Source organism: Phycisphaeraceae bacterium, assembly GCA_015709595.1.
In the GTDB taxonomy this organism is placed as follows: domain Bacteria; phylum Planctomycetota; class Phycisphaerae; order Phycisphaerales; family SM1A02; genus CAADGA01.
Window position 1 is genome coordinate 443929 of the sequence record CP054178.1, and the last position, 14902, is coordinate 458830.

Here is a 14902-nt window from a genome sequence, read left to right on the forward strand (position 1 = left end):
GCGCTACTCCTTCGTGGCGGTGAACTCGGAGCTGAACACGCCTTCCAGCCCCATCGTGCCCTTCATGTTCCTGCCGTCCACCTTGCCGTTGAAGGTGACGGGCGATCCGTTGAAGGTGATGGTGAAGCGCAGGTCGCCCGTTTCGGGGTTGAAGAATCCGCGCTCGATGGGGTTGGTTCCGATCTCGGAGGTGACCGAGCCGCGCACGCGCCCGTCGGCGGCCATCTCGATGGCCATGGTCAGCGCGGTCGCCGCCCCGGCGGGGCTGGTGAACTGGGCCTTCCACGTACCGGAAACCGGGCCATCCACCGGCTCGAAGGGTCCGCGCCCCCCCGCTCCCCCGCGGGGACGCTCCTCGCCCGGCGCAGCGGCCACGTCCGCGGGCTGGCGCGGCAACAGCGTATCGGCGCAGGCCAGGTTGTAGGCGGTAATCGCCGTGGAAACGGACGACTGCACCAGGTACTCCGGCACGGCGTACCGGGGCGTGTCGTGCTGGGTGTGATGGATGAACTGGTAGTTCTTGCCCTCGCGCCCGCCGGAACCGATTTCATCCCAGAAGAAACCGGGGATGCCCACGGCGTTGAAGGAGGCGTGATCGCTTCCGCCGCCCCGCGGCATGCGCTCGACCACGCGAATTCTCACCGGCATGTCGGGAAAGGCGGCGTTGACCGGCGCCACCGCCTGGCGGAGCATCTCGGCCATCGGCTCGATGCATACCAGCCCACCCTGGTAGTTGGTGCCGCCGTCATCCACCAGGCAGGCGGAGATCCTGGCCTTCTCCTCGTCGCTCAGCGAGTTGACGTAGGCCCGCGAGCCGAGCAGCCCCTGCTCCTCACCCGTCCACAGAATGAAGCGGATCGTCCGCTTGGGCTGGGCGCCGGCGGCCATGAGAATCCGCGCCGCTTCCAGCGTCACCGATGAGCCGGTGCCGTTGTCCTGCGTGCCCATCGAGCCGGGACCGTCCCACGTGTCCAAGTGGGCGGAAACGATGATCACCTCGTCCGGCTTCTCCGTGCCGCGAATCTCGGCGATGGTGTTGTACAGCGGGAACGGCCCCTGCACGAACTTGTTGTCGGCGTTGATCTCGACCTCGACCTCTTCGCCATCCGCCAGGCGACTGTTGAACCGGTCATAGTCGGTCCGGGTGATCATGACGCTCACTTCCGTGGGCAGGTTGTCCCACTCCAGGTTGCGCCACGAGCCGGAGGTGATGACCAGGTCATTTCGGCTGACGGTGATGTACCCGGCGATACCCGCCTCCTTGAGCACAGCGGCGAGTTCGTCGCCCACGATCGGCTCCTCACCCACCGGCACGACTCCTCCACGGGTGCGCGGGGGCGTGAGGATCCATGCCCCGGCCAGCTTGTCGCGCACCGCCTCCAGTTGCTGCCTGGTCTGCGGCTGGCGGATCACCTGACCGCGCACGGGCCCGTTGGTGCCCGCCGTCCACGAACGGGTGGTGAAGGCGATCTCCTCCGCGAAGGGTCGCAGCACCTTGAAGTGGCTGGGACCGCGGTCGAAGCGGATGGGAATCTCGCCCCACTGCTGCAGATGGCAGTTGGTCAGCCCCCATTCCTCGAACTTGGACATGGTCCACTTGTTGGCGATTTCAAGCCGGGTGGAGCCGGTCAAGCGCGTGCCGATTTCGTGGGAGAGATATTCCAGGTGATTCCACACCTGGTTGTTCTCCTTGCCCTCCTTGACAATCTTGGCGATGACGGCGGGGTCGCCCTGACCCAGTGCCGGCAACGCGAGGACAATCGACAGAAGAGATGCGCTGCGGGCGTGCCTGAACATGCTGGCTCCTTCAGACCGTGATGCGATGCCGAACGGTCAATCGTGACCGGATGACGAACTCCGTACGTACGTGGACCAACCCCACGGAGTTACCCGTGATTATGGGCAGAATCCCTCGCGGTTGCAATCACCCGACGCGGGCCGGAGGCGAAGGTTCCGGGTTCGGAACCCCCGGACCAACGCCCCGCCACCCGCAGGCGCCCTCATTGACGCACCGTCACCTGGACCTGGTCGATGAAGGAATCAAAGTAGTTGGAGGCGGGCGGCACCGTGACGACGTGACGAATCATCACCCGGATCCGCCCGGCGCTGTCGATGAAGTTCCCCGCCGGAAGCCCGTTGACGCGCTGCGCCTGCATCGTTCTTCCCAGGGCGTACTCGTCCACCTTCACCCACTTGTTGGTGGTGAAGTCGCGGAGGAAGAGACGGGCCGTGCCGGCCGGCACACTCAGCCGTGACCGGACCTTCAGGTCGATCCCGGAGGGTTGAGCAATCGTTGTCGCGGCATCGACGATCAGGTCCATGCGATGATTGCCGGTCCCAGCAAGGACAGATCGGACCCGCATCTGCCCGCCCCCCACCTCGATCAGCCCCTGCCACGGCCCGTCACCCACCAGCGACCCCTTGCGGATGATGGCCCCCGTCAGCCAGGTGCCCGACACGTCGTGGGTCATGGCGGCGGCGGCATCCACCCGACCAACGCCCAACATGCGCTCGTACTCGGGCAGGTTCAGATGATCGATGGGAACGGATGATCCCTCGAGCGCGGTGCGGATGGCCAGCGACTTGGAGATCGTCCGGGGCATGTGGGCCACGCGCTGCGAGACCAGTGCCGCCGCGCCGGACACCAGCGCGGTGGAGGGGCTCGTCCCCAGCCACTCGGCGTACTGGTAGCCCTGCCCGTCGGTGGGAATCGTGCTGTAGATGCCCACGCCGGGCGCTGAAAGAGACGCCTTGCGGTTGTAGTTGCTGAACGGGGCCTTGACGTCGTTCTCATCCACCGCCACCACGCCGATGACCTCGGAGCGCATGGCGGGATACTCCCGGGGCTCCTCCCACGCCATGTTGCCTGCCGCACCGACGACAACGATCCCCTTGGACACCGCCTCGGCGATGGCCTCCTCCACCGCCTTGGCATTATACGTTGACCCGAGCGACATGTTGATCACGTCCGCTCCCTGATCGATGGCGTAGTACACGCCCGCGGCGAAGAGGAAGCCGTCGCCGTGCCCGTCGGAGTTGAGCACCTTGATGGGCAGAATCTTCGCATCCGGAGCGACCATCGCCACCAGACCGGCCATGAACGTGCCGTGCCCGTGCGACTCATCGATCAACGTATCGCCGTCGTTGTCCTGCCCGTCGGGCAGGTCGAGCGTGTTGGCGTTGTCATCGACGAAGTTGTAGCCGTTGGGGAGCAGGCGATCGATGAGTTCGGGGTGCGTGGCGTCCACGCCCGTGTCGAGCACGGCGACAATGACGCCCTGGCCGGTGGCGGTCTGATGCGCTTCCGCAAGCCGCAGCGTGGCGCGCGAGTACTGCGTTCCGTAGCGATTGCGCGCGTTGACGCCCGCCACATAGAAACTGCCGGTGCGGCCTTCGCCATCCTGCCCGTCGTAGTTGATCTCGCTCCACAGGTAGCCGGGAGGCGGGTTCTGCCGCAGCGCGTTGTTCCACGCCTCCTCGTTGGTGCCTTCGGGCAGCAGCAGCAGGTGCGTGTTGCGCGTGACGATGGAGCGAAGCGTCTGCGTGCCGTACTGCTGGTTGAAGGCGTCGATGGAGTAGCCCGGCGCCAGGCGGATCATCACCTGGAGTTCAATCGGCGGATCTTCCTGGGCCCGAACCGGCACGGCGACGACGGCCGCCGCCAGCGCGGCGGCGCAGACAAGCCATCGGAAGCGATTGTTCATGTTCATGGCAATCCCACCTGAACAAAGGAGGCCCAGCACGCGGGGTGCGGACGGCGTGCCATCATGGAACGCTGGGCGCAACGGAGCGCGGCGCTGCGCTCCATCGACCCGGATGCCGCCTGATGATAGAACGACCGCATCAGTTCCAGCGTGGCGTCATCGGAAACGATCCACAGCGACGACGTGACCGACGAGGCGCCGGCGGTGAGGAACGCCCGCTGCAGGCCGATCAGCTCCTCGCCGCTCTCGACCGAAGCCAGCCCGGTTTCGCAGCCGCTGAGGATGACCGCCGCGCCGTCGAGCGACAGCCGCGCCACGTCGCGCATGGTCACCCAGCGATCAGCCAGGCGAATGCCGGACGAGAGCGGGCTGCCGGGGTCGAAGCGACCGTGAGCGGCGACATGGATCAGCCCGGCGTTGCGGGACGCCTCGGTGAAACGATCGAACGCGGCGTCTGCGCCCAGCAGCAGCGTCGAGCCGGGCAGCATCGAGGCGACGGCCATCGCCTCCTCGGTGATTCGGGGCGCACGAGCGTCCGCCACGCCGACCACGAGCGTGCCGTGGTCCCCGTGTGCCGCGTCGAAGTGAGCCGCGATCGTGAGGGAGCGATCTGGTGACCAGGCGCGCTCGCGCAAGTGGGCCAGCAACGCCGCGCTGGGGAGTTGAATCACTTCGTTCGACTCAATCAGGTAACGCTCCTCGCCCCACAGCGCGCTGAAGGGCAGCGCGTGGAGCGGACCCCACGGCACGATGAACAGCCGATCGACGGTTTGCAGGTGCTCCGCCAGCGGACGGATAAGCGCGTCGTACAGCGCGGCGCAGGCGCCCCGAGCATCGGCGGCGAGGCGTGCCTCTCGATCCCCATCCAGCGCGCCGGGGCGCAGGGCGCGACCAATCTGGAAGTGGAAGCGGCGGACGAGATCCGTCGCCGCACCGGGCGTGCAGCCCAGCTCCCGAACCGTCAGCCCGTGCGGGGTGACGACGAAGGCCGCCAGCGCGTCACCGATGCGGGCATACTCGATGAGGGCCTCCCTGGTGGAGAGCGTCCGCTGAACCTCGGCAAGCGTGGCGCCGTGGCTGAAATACGCCGCGACTCCCTGCGTCGCGCTCAGGCGGACTTCGAGCTGCGCGACTTCATCCTCCAGGGTGCGTACGTCGGACCGCCACCCGGGGTCGGCGGGGCGCCCCTCGTCGAAACGTCGGTACAGATGGTTGAGCCGTCGCTGACAGTCGCCGAGCCGGGCGAGCAGATCCGCCTCCTCCGTCGTGCGGGCAACTCCCGCGCCGGCGGGGTCGATGACGCCGCGTACGAGATCGAGCAACGAGCGGCTGCGCTGCTGTTCGACGACGTGGAACGCCTCGGCCAGCGCCTCGGGCGAGCCGACCTCCAGCAGCGCGCGGGCGAGATGACCGTAGGGCTCCAGCCGGTTGCCCAGCAGCGCGGCCCGGAAGCGGTCGGCCTGCAGCGCGCCGCGCACGCGCTCGATGCGCTCGATGGCGGCGCGGTACTCGACGATGGCGCGGGCGCGATCGCCCCGTGCTTCGCTCGCCTGCCCGCGCAGGTGCAGCAGGTCGCCCGCCAGCGGCGCAAGGCCGTGCTCCTCCGCCACCGACAGAGCGGCCTCGATCTCCCGCTCGGCCTGAGCGGCGTCGCCCCGCAGCAGCGCGAGGCGGGCCAGGTGATACCTCGCCGTGGCGGCATCAACCGGACGCTCACGCCACGCCTCCAGGGCGGCGTGGACGAGTCGGGCGGCCTCCTCCATGTCGCCCGCCAGCACGGCGCGTTCGCTGGCGAGCAGTTCCACGCGGGCCAGTTCGGTGCGCCGGTTCAGGGCGCGAAGCCCGTTCGCCGCCTGATCGAGCAGCGTCATCGCCTCGGCGGCCCGATTCTGCCTCAGGCGCACGCGCGCCAGCCCCGCGGCGGCCCGGGCGGCGTCGAATGGCTGACCGGCGCGCTCCAGTTTCACCAGTGCGGCGTCGTAGTCGGCGGCCGCGTCATCGAGCAATCCGAGCGCGGCTTTGGCGTCGGCCTGCTCCACGAGCAGTCGCGCCAGATGCGTGGGCGACTGGTCCTTCTCCAGCAATCGACGCGCGGACTCGAAGTGGAAGAGCGCCCGATCCAGCCGTCCCTGCCGCGTGGCCAGATCGGCAAGATTGCCCTCCACGATCGCCGCGCCCCAGCTCTGCCCGGTCTTGTGAAACGCCGCAAGCGACGACTGAAATGCTTCCTCCGCCCCGTCAAGATCGTTCAGATCGAGGAGCGCTTCGCCCAGGTTGCTTTCCAATCGCGCCAGGATGCCCGGCTCGTTCGCCAGCGGCCCGCGGGCGCGCTGAAAGTGCATGACGGCGCGAGAGGGGTCGTCTCGCTTGCGGTGAATGACGCCCAGGTTCAGGTCCGCACGGGCCGCCAGCGCCGGCTCGCCCGCTTCGGTCAGCATGGTCCACGCCTGTTCGCCGGCCCTGACGGCGTCATCGAGCCGACCCGTCTCGCCCAGCGGGTGGATCGACGCCAGCCGCGCGCGAGCCGCGTGAACCACCTCGCCCGCCTGATCAGCGATGACCGCCGCCCCGCGGCAGACATCGAGGGCGGCGTGCAGTTCACCGGCATAGGCGAGGGCCTGCCCCAGCGCCCGCCTCGCCCGCGAACGCGCCGCGGGTCCGCCCACCTGGTCGGCCAGTGCGACAACAATTTCAGCGGCGGCCCTGGCACGGGCGACCTCCACGCCCAGGAGTCGCTCGGCCTCGTCGCCCAGCGCGAGGAGCAGGTCATTCACCGCCCCCGCATCGTGCCCTCGAAACTCACGCACCGCCGCGGCGCGCTCCGATGGCGCCAGCCCGGAAAGGGCCTCAAGCAGCGTCGCGTTGGATGCGGAGCGATCGGTCATGGGCATGGGTCGGATGCTTCCGGGCCTCCTTGCCCGCGGGACGGATGAATCACTGGTGCGCGCGGTCTTGTCCGAAACACGTCGCGGAATGCTCAGGTCAACTCAAGAGAAGGAACCGTCAGAATGCGCCCGGACACGTGGAGCAGCAGGTCGTACGCTCCCGGCTCCACGAGCAGTTCGAAGGTGCCGTCCGGCAGCACGGGGCCGTCCGCCGCGACCTCGCGCGTGCCGGGACGGCAGAACGCGACGTGATCCGCCTTCGGCCCGCTCGGACTCATCTGTCCGATGACGCGGGCCCGCGCGTCGCCGGCGCCGTCGGGCGGCAGCACTTCCAGGTCCACGTCGCCCAGTTCGCAGGTGAAGGAGAGACGCACAACTTCCGCCGTGCCGCGAAACCCGGCCATGGCCGGCTGGGTGCGGCTGTCGAAGACCAGCGTCGCCAGCACGCGGTCGAGCAGCTCCAGCCACGCCGCCCGAGGCGCGGCTGCTGAAGCCGGACGAGCGGCGTACATCTGCTTCACACGGGCGACGACCTGCTCAGACGGAGTCGTCGTGTCATCGGTGCGCCACGCAGCGGCCACGGACCGCCACGCCTCAACGGTGGCCCGGGCGTGCGGATCGACCTTGACGTGGGCGGCCACCGCGGCGGCCTCGTCGCCGGTCAGATCTCCGCTGGCGTAGGCGATCAGTTGTTCGTGCGTGATGCTGCGTGACGTCATGGTCGTATACCCGCCTTCCGACCTGTAGAGTGTTGCACACGAACCAGGAATACACCCCCTGGGGATTTTGCCTTATTTTGGCACACGCCTGAGATGCCCCGATCCCGTCTCTGCCGCAGGAGGCCGTCCTGCCCGGTCAGCCGCCATCGGCTCCCCCCGTTGCTCCGTCCGGCGTGTAGCCCATCTCATCAAGGATGGTCTGCATCTTCCTGAAGCACCTCGCCCGCGTGGGGCCGATGCTGCCGATCTTCATGTTGAGCGAACGGGCGATGGCCTCGTATCCCGGTTGCGAGGTGTTGAGGAACAGGGCTTCGAGGAGCGATTTGCACGGGTCGCCCAGTCGCTCCAGGGCGGTACGGACGATGTGCTGCCGCTCCCACCGGTCGATCAGGGCGTCAGGCGGGGCGTCGGCTCGGATGTCGCGCTCCTCCAGCGGTTCGTCCTTGGGCTTGCGCCGCCCCAGCCGCCAGCACTCCCGATGGGCCGTCGTGATGAGCCACGCACTGAGCTTGGTCTGATCCTGCAACTGATCGAGATGACGCAGCAGGATGGCGAAGACGTTCTGAAAGACGTCCTCTGCGTCGGCGTCGTCCATGCCGTAGCGGCGCGGGATGGAGTAGACCAGCCGCTTGTAACGATCGACCATGGTCTCCCACGCGCGCGACTCGCCCGCCAGGCATCGGCGGATCAACGCGGGATCGCTCTGTCGATCGGTGGACATTGGTGCGGCGCAACCGGAGCATCCATCCGGGGCGCCTCACGGGCCCCGATACGGTCAGGATCATACGGCGGAGCCGGGCGCCCTCTCATCGCGCGTCCGCCGTGGAATCGAATGAGGGGATGTATCACCCGCCGCGCGTGCCGCTCTGCTGTGAGGTCGCAGCCACCCGCGTGTGCGGAACCCGGACGCGACCCGCGTTTCCTCCCTCTCTCCAGTTTCCCGGAAGGACCATCCCATGAAGAAGATGCTTGCCATGACCATCGCCACGGGCGCCCTGCTGCTGCCCCTGGGCCACCTCGCCACGACTTCGATCGCCTCGGCGGCGCCGACGTCGGCCGCCGTCAGGGCCGACTGGTACAAGGCCGTCGCCCGCCTGCGCGGCCAGACCCTGGCCAGCGGCAAGGGCGTCTACCGCGACCGCGAACGCCGCGCCGGCGTCGAGCAGCGCCTGGCCATCGAGATCGAGGACGCCGAGCCGAACTGGGTCTACGAGGTTCATTTCAACGGCACGCTGCTCGGTGAGATCACCACCGATGAGTTCGGCACCGGCGAACTCAACCTGAAGACCGCCCGCTTCATCGACGACCCCGAGGAATGGCAGCCCCTGCCCGAGAACTTCCCCCGCGTGATCGAGGGCGACTCGCTCACCGTCGGCCCGGTGTCGGGGAATTTCCGCGTGCGGAGCTGACAAATCGCGGCGGTCAATCCCGCGCCGTCGGCAGGATCGACTGCCTCACCAAGCGCCCCCACGCCGGGGGCGCTTTCCATTGGATCGACTCACGAGGAAACGCCGCTCACCTGTGGGAGCCGAGCGCTTGGGACGAGATGAACGGAGTGGAATGCCGAAGGAGGGAGTCGAACCCTCACGCCTTTATGGGGCACCGGATTTTGAATCCGGCGCGTCTGCCAATTCCGCCACTTCGGCTGCATCGTGACGCGACCCATTATTGGCGCGATGCGTGGAGCCGCCACCACCCGCGCACGTCATCGCTGAGTCGCCACGGCCATTCCCTCTCGTACGCCTCATCCGGACCCTCAACGCGACTTGCCGAACGAATCCTTCAGCGTCACCGTGCGATTGAAGACGAGTTTCTTCGCCGTCGTGTCCGGATCGAGGCAGAAGTAGCCCAGTCGCTCGAACTGGTACGTGGGAAGGGAAGCCCCCTCACCCTGCCCTCTCCCAGGGGGAGAGGGTTCAGATTGGCTGACGGCGGACGGCTGACGGCTGACGGCCGCCGCCAGCGACGGCTCCACCCACGCCGGATCAATCACTTCCAGCGACTTCGGATTGATGTTGTCCTTCCACGTGCGGCCATCGGTGTCATCGTTCGGATCCTCGGTCGAGAACAGCGGCTCGTACAGCCGCACCTCGGCGGGAATCGCGTGCGCGGCGCTCACCCAGTGGAGCGTGGCCTTCACCTTGCGTCCGTCGGGCGGGCTCTCTCCGCCGCGCGTGGCGGGATCGAACGTGCAACGGACCTCGGTGATCTCGCCAGCGGGGTTCTTGATGACCTCGTGACACTTCACCCAGTAGGCGGAGCGCAGCCGCACCTCCGCGCCGGGCGACAGCCGGTGGAACTTGGGCGGCGGAACCTGCGCGAAGTCGTCCCGCTCAATAAAGAGTTCGCGCGAAAAGGGAACATCTCTCGTCCCTGCCGCCGGATCCTCCGGGTTGTTGATGCAGGGCAGGTATTCGACCTGGCCCTCCGGGTAGTTGGTGATGACCAGTTTCAGGGGACGCAGCACGGCCATGCGGCGGGAGGCCGTCCTGTTGAGACGCTCGCGGATGTGATGCTCAAGCCGGGCGAGTTCGATGACATGCTCGCGCTTGGCCACGCCGACGCCGTCGCACAGGTCGCGCAGGGCTTCGGGCGGGACGCCTCTTCGTCGCGCGGCGGCGAGCGTGGGCATGCGGGGGTCGTCCCAGCCGCGCACGATGCCCTCCTCCACCAGCGTGAGGAGTTTGCGCTTGCTCATCAGGGTGTGCGTGATATTGAGCCGTGCGAACTCGATCTGCTGCGGATGATGCGTGATGCCGATGTTGGTGATGAACCAGTCGTAGAGCGGTCGGTGATCCTCGAACTCCAGCGTGCAGATGGAGTGGGTGATGCCCTCGATGGCGTCGCTCTGGCCGTGCGCGTAGTCGTACATGGGGTAGATGCACCACGCATCGCCCGTGCGCGGATGCGGGTGATGGAGGATGCGGTACAGCACAGGGTCGCGCAGGTTGAAGTTGGGCGAGGCGAGGTCGATCTTCGCCCGCAGCGTGCGGGCGCCGTTGGGAAACTCACCCGCCCGCATGCGGCGGAAGAGGTCGAGGTTCTCCTCGACGGACCGGTCGCGATAGGGGCTGGGCGTAGCGGGAATCGTCGGCGTGCCCCGCGTGGCGGCCACCTGCTCGGCGGAGAGATCACAGACGTACGCCAGACCCTTGCGGATGAGAACTATGGCCCACTCGTAGAGCTGCTCGAAATAATCACTCGCGTAGTACTCGTGCGCTCCCCAGTCGAAGCCGAGCCAGCGGATGTCACGCTTGATGGAGTCGATGTACTCCTGCTCCTCCTTGGTGGGGTTGGTGTCATCGAAGCGCAGATGGCAGCGAGCCCCCCCGCTGGCGACGCCCGCGTAGTCGCGGGCCAGGCCGAAGTTGAGGCAGATGGACTTGGCGTGACCGATGTGCAGGTAGCCGTTGGGCTCGGGCGGAAAGCGCGTGACCACCTGCGTGCGCTTCCCGCTGGCGAGATCGGCATCGATGATCTCACGGATGAAGTTCGTCTTTGAGATGGGTTCGGCGGTGGTCATGGTGTGATCGGGTTGAACAGTTCACGTCGCGGCGAAGGATCCGCGCCTGGAAAGACATCGCTCGATGCGGCGTAGGGTTGCGTCTTTCCCCAGGATCGCCAGCGTCTCGAAGATGGCCGGGCTGACCGTGCCGCCGCTCACCGCGACACGGAGCGGCTGCGCGACCTTGCCGAGCTGCCCGTCCGCGTGGGCATCCGCGTACTGCTTGACGGCATGCTCGATGGACTGAATCGTCCACGGCTCCAGTGCGCGCAGAACGGGTTGCATCGCCTCGAGGTGATCGAAGCCCCCTCGGCTCCCATCGCCGCCTTCCCCACCGCTCCCGCCGCCCAGCGCCTTGCGCACCGGCTTGCTGTCCTCGATCTCGATGGCGTCATCGGGCAGCACGAAGAACCGGCCGTCGCGGAACGGGTCGTCCAGCGTCTTCGATCGCGCCTGGTTGGCGCGGGCGAACAACGCGAAGCGCTCCGGCCCCAGCGCGGCGATGAACCGCGGATGATACCGCTCGCCGTGACGCCGCAGCCGCGCCGCGAACTCGTCCGCCGGGAGCGCCGCGATGGCGTCCACGTTGAAGGCCAGCAACTTGGCGCGATCGAACTTCGCGGGCGACTTGATGACCCGGTCGAAGTCGAATTTCTCGATGAGAAACGCGGCGTCGAACTTCTCGACGTTCTCGCCGGGGTTCCAGCCGAGCAGAGCCAGGTAGTTGATCATCACCTCGGGCAGGTAGCCGCGCCTGCGGAAGTCATCCACGTTGATCTCGGGCAGGTCGATGGCCATCACCGCCGCAAGCCGTTCGGCCTCCTCAAGGTCCAGCTGATGATCGCCCGATTCCAGCCACCACGCCCAGCGCGACGGCGCGACGGCCCCTGCGGGCGGGGCGGACAGTTGACGCTGCTTCACCGCGGCTCGCAGGGCTTTGTCCTTGTCCCGCTTGCTCATCTTCGACCCGTCCGGGTTCGTGATGATCGAGATGTGCGCGTACACCGGCGTGCGGTATCCCAAGGCCTGTTGCAGCAGCATGTGCTTGGGTGTGTTGGAGAGGTGCTCCTGGGCGCGGATCACGTGCGTCACGCCCATCAGTTCATCATCCACCACCACCGCGAAGTTGTACATCGGGAAGCCGTCCTGCTTGCGGATGACGAAATCGTCCAGTTCGCGCAGGTCGGTGACCACGTCGCCCCGCACCTGGTCGCGCACGACGACTGAACCCTCATCCGGAACGCGGAAGCGCACCACGTGCGGGCGGCCTTCGTTCAGGTATTGCTCGATCGTCGCCCGGTCGAGTCGCAGCGAAGCGCGGTCGTAGCGATAGGGTCGCTTCTCCGCGGCGGCCCGGGCGCGGGCGGCGTCGAGCTCCTGAGGCGTCTCAAACGCGCGGTAGGCCCTGCCCTCGCGGATCAGGCGATCGATCTCGCGGTCATAAATGTCCAGCCGCTGGCTCTGGAAGTACGGCCCGTACTCGCCCCCGCCAGCGCGGCGTCCGTCGGGCGCCTCGTACACCGGCCCTTCGTCCCAGTCGATGCCAAGCCACATGAGATCCTCGAGGAACCCCACGCTGGCGGCGTCCGAGGAGCGCTTCTGGTCGGTGTCCTCGATGCGCAGCATGAAGCGCCCGCCGCGCGCCCGGGCGTAGGCCCAGCAGAAGAGCGCGGTGCGCGCCCCGCCCACGTGCAGGTGGCCCGAGGGGCTGGGCGCGAAGCGTGTGCGCACGATGGCGGACGAATCAGGCATCGAACGCAAGGGTATTCGGAGGATGACGGGTTGTCGAAGATCGCCGACGCCGCCGGAAACTCAGGCGGCCATCGCGGGGGGCGCGGGAGGCGAGGGGAGCGTGGGGGGACGCTTCTGACGCACTGATCGCCAGAGCAGCCGCACCGGGCCCGACGCGGCGTACGTGGCGAAGACCACCGCCAGCGTGACCTGCAGCCACCACACCGCCAGCGCCAGCACGATGACGATGCGGGCGATGTAGGCGAAACTCTGCGGCCCGCGCAGATACCGGTTGGTCACGTGGACATACGGAATCGAACTGACCATGCCGATGGCGCAGAGCAGCATCACGAATGGAACAATGAGGGCGGTTCCCTGCACAAAACCCAGCGGTACGTCCGGCGGGGGGAAGGTCGTCACCAGCAGGTGCTGATGGAGAATCACCAGACTGGCCACCGCCCCCGCCGCCCCGGGCGTGGGCAGTCCGCGGAACAGCGTGTGGTCGTTGACGCCGCTCAGGTCGGACTCGACGTTGAAGCGCGCCAGCCGCAGCGCCGCGCAGCACACGTACGCCGCCGCGATGCCCCAGAGGATCTTGCCGAAGACGGAATCGGCCTCAGGCCCGATCATCCACACCTGCCCCTCGAGCCGCTCGATGTGAACGATGATGAGTCGCAGGGCCATGAAGGCCGGAGCCACGCCGAACGTCACCATGTCGCAGAGCGAATCGAGCTGAGCGCCGAGTTTCGAGGTCGATCGCGTCAGCCGCGCCACCGTACCGTCCACGCCGTCGAAGAACATGCCCACGAAAATGAGCAGCCCGGCGAGCGTCAGACCCGTCCAGCCCCACGGCCCGCGGAACAGGGTGGGATCCTTGGCCGCGAAGTGAATCGCGGCGAATCCCGCCACCAGGTTGCCCAGCGTGCACAGGGTGGGCACCACCGACATGGGGGGCAGACGACGACGACGACGATGCGGCCTGAGGCGGCGCCGACCTTCCAGATCACGCGATCGACGGCGGTTGTCCGGCTCCACCGGAGACCCCGGAGCGGGTGATGGCGTCGGCGGCGTCACGGCGCGGCCCCCGTTTGAGGTGAAGACGGCTCGACGGCATCATCGCCCCCGTCGCCCGGCGTGTTCCACGGCGCCAGCTCGGGGGGGTAGAGCGTGGCGGGAATGTGGGGGATGAACACAATCACCAGGCGGTTGCTGACCGGCTCATTGCCGCGCAGCAGCGTCTCGCCGATCGTGGCCGGTCCGGCGCTGTCCGGCCCGAACACATCCATCGGACCCACGCTGCCTCGGACGCCGCCGCCGCTGGGGGGGGTGACGCGATCGGGGTTGTTGCGCTCACTGGTCAGCCGCGTCCAGTCCGCCCCTGGAGACTCGCCCGTGATCACGTAGGCGTAGCCCGGCTCCAGCCGCAGGCCCACGTGGAGCAATCCGAACGCCTCCACACCGGGCTTCTCATCCAGCAGACGACGAATCGGCGCCCCTTCGTTGCGGGTGAAGGCGGGCACGAGGTCAAACTGCAGTCGCGGCCCGTCTTCGGTCTTGGTGGTCCAGGCCCGGATGAGCAGCGTGAACTCTCCCCCGCCGAAGGGTCGCACCCGGCCGTCCACCGCCACACCCCGCGTCTCGCCGCCCATGCCTCGGCGGAAGACCTCTCGCCATTCGAACACCTGCCCGAACCACCACTTCTGGTCGATCGAAGCCCCACCCAGAAGCCGGCGCAACTCCGGCAGATTCGCCAGAGGCACGCGAGCCATGCGGAAGCCATTCTCACGCAGGCGTTCAAGCCGGGCGGGCGGCAGCGACAACGGCTCGCCCAGAGAGGTAAACGCCGGTCCGACCACCGCCGGGTCGTCGCCGACGATCCACATCTTGACCTCCAGCCCGTTGTCCGAGATCGAGACCGCCCCGACGGATGCTCCCGCCCCGCCCGCGGCGACGGCGTCGGCGAGCGTGCTCCCACCCGGACGCGAGCCGGAAGACCCGCCCCCGGCCGTCCCCCCTGAATCCTTGGAAGTCGAGGCGCAGGACAACGCCAGCGTCGTGCTGAGCAGGAGAAGCACCGGCGGCAGGAAGCGTCGAATCGTCATTCGTCGTCGCAACTGGGGGCGCGGCGTGCGAGCGGATCATAGCGCCTCCGACCCGGAAGGTCGGCCATTGACCGGGACACCTGTCGGGATATGCTCCACCGACCATGTTCTCTGCTCGCCCCGCCACCACGACGACCACCACCACCGCCTCCGCGCGGTGACGGCCGTTGCGTGCTGGACGCGATCACACGATCATGCACGGGCACGGCCGACGCCGGGCCCGTTGTTTGTTTTGGAGCGGTTGTCGGGAATCACG

10 protein-coding genes and 1 tRNA gene are annotated in these 14902 nt (G+C 67.8%); 1 reads left to right on the forward strand and 10 read right to left on the reverse strand.

Annotated elements, in window-relative coordinates; genetic code table 11:
- Positions 1-3: 3 nt before the first annotated feature.
- From HRU76_02010 to HRU76_02030, 5 genes are all read right to left on the reverse strand, one after another.
- Entirely contained in the window at positions 4-1797 is a 1794-nt protein-coding gene (locus tag HRU76_02010; GenBank protein QOJ16438.1) for a M20/M25/M40 family metallo-hydrolase, read from the reverse strand.
- 203 nt (positions 1798-2000) lie between these two features.
- Complete coding sequence (locus HRU76_02015) at positions 2001-3704, reverse strand: S8 family serine peptidase (GenBank protein ID QOJ16439.1); 1704 nt, start codon at positions 3702-3704, stop codon at positions 2001-2003.
- A 2-nt stretch (positions 3705-3706) separates the two neighbouring features.
- On the reverse strand, positions 3707-6595 hold the full coding sequence (locus HRU76_02020; protein QOJ16440.1) for a CHAT domain-containing protein: 2889 nt from the start codon (positions 6593-6595) through the stop codon (positions 3707-3709).
- 86 nt (positions 6596-6681) lie between these two features.
- Positions 6682-7308: a hypothetical protein gene (locus HRU76_02025; GenBank protein ID QOJ16441.1), complete on the reverse strand. Its 627-nt coding sequence runs from the start codon at positions 7306-7308 to the stop codon at positions 6682-6684.
- Between the two features lie 136 nt (positions 7309-7444).
- On the reverse strand, positions 7445-8029 hold the full coding sequence (locus HRU76_02030; GenBank protein ID QOJ16442.1) for a sigma-70 family RNA polymerase sigma factor: 585 nt from the start codon (positions 8027-8029) through the stop codon (positions 7445-7447).
- 235 nt (positions 8030-8264) lie between these two features.
- Here HRU76_02030 and HRU76_02035 point away from each other — a divergent pair, with 235 nt between their 5' ends.
- Entirely contained in the window at positions 8265-8717 is a 453-nt protein-coding gene (locus HRU76_02035; protein QOJ16443.1) for a hypothetical protein, read from the forward strand.
- A gap of 152 nt (positions 8718-8869) precedes the next feature.
- Here HRU76_02035 and HRU76_02040 read toward each other — a convergent pair.
- The 5 genes from HRU76_02040 to HRU76_02060 all read right to left on the reverse strand — a co-directional run bounded on the left by HRU76_02040 (position 8870) and on the right by HRU76_02060 (position 14646).
- Positions 8870-8954: transfer RNA gene (locus HRU76_02040), tRNA-Leu, on the reverse strand.
- Positions 8955-9064: 110 nt separating this feature from the next.
- Complete coding sequence (locus HRU76_02045; GenBank protein QOJ16444.1) at positions 9065-10831, reverse strand: glutamine--tRNA ligase/YqeY domain fusion protein; 1767 nt, start codon at positions 10829-10831, stop codon at positions 9065-9067.
- Positions 10832-10852: 21 nt separating this feature from the next.
- Positions 10853-12565, reverse strand: coding sequence for a glutamate--tRNA ligase (locus HRU76_02050; GenBank protein ID QOJ16445.1), 1713 nt, complete (start codon positions 12563-12565; stop codon positions 10853-10855).
- A 60-nt stretch (positions 12566-12625) separates the two neighbouring features.
- Positions 12626-13483 carry a CDP-alcohol phosphatidyltransferase family protein gene (locus HRU76_02055; protein ID QOJ16446.1) on the reverse strand — a complete coding sequence of 286 codons (858 nt, stop codon included), beginning with the start codon at positions 13481-13483 and terminating at the stop codon, positions 12626-12628.
- 131 nt (positions 13484-13614) lie between these two features.
- Positions 13615-14646, reverse strand: coding sequence for a hypothetical protein (locus tag HRU76_02060; protein ID QOJ16447.1), 1032 nt, complete (start codon positions 14644-14646; stop codon positions 13615-13617).
- Positions 14647-14902 lie beyond the last annotated feature (256 nt).

What these genes read in the sequence shown, in the direction of transcription:
- HRU76_02045 (QOJ16444.1), bottom strand. Translation starts at nt 10,831, where the DNA reads ATGACCACCGCCGAACCCATCTCAAAGACGAACTTCATCCGTGAGATC.
- HRU76_02020 (QOJ16440.1), bottom strand. Translation starts at nt 6,595, where the DNA reads ATGCCCATGACCGATCGCTCCGCATCCAACGCGACGCTGCTTGAGGCC.
- HRU76_02010 (QOJ16438.1), bottom strand. Translation starts at nt 1,797, where the DNA reads ATGTTCAGGCACGCCCGCAGCGCATCTCTTCTGTCGATTGTCCTCGCG.
- HRU76_02015 (QOJ16439.1), bottom strand. Translation starts at nt 3,704, where the DNA reads ATGAACAATCGCTTCCGATGGCTTGTCTGCGCCGCCGCGCTGGCGGCG.
- HRU76_02030 (QOJ16442.1), bottom strand. Translation starts at nt 8,029, where the DNA reads ATGTCCACCGATCGACAGAGCGATCCCGCGTTGATCCGCCGATGCCTG.
- HRU76_02050 (QOJ16445.1), bottom strand. Translation starts at nt 12,565, where the DNA reads ATGCCTGATTCGTCCGCCATCGTGCGCACACGCTTCGCGCCCAGCCCC.
- HRU76_02025 (QOJ16441.1), bottom strand. Translation starts at nt 7,308, where the DNA reads ATGACGTCACGCAGCATCACGCACGAACAACTGATCGCCTACGCCAGC.
- HRU76_02060 (QOJ16447.1), bottom strand. Translation starts at nt 14,646, where the DNA reads ATGACGATTCGACGCTTCCTGCCGCCGGTGCTTCTCCTGCTCAGCACG.
- HRU76_02035 (QOJ16443.1), top strand. Translation starts at nt 8,265, where the DNA reads ATGAAGAAGATGCTTGCCATGACCATCGCCACGGGCGCCCTGCTGCTG.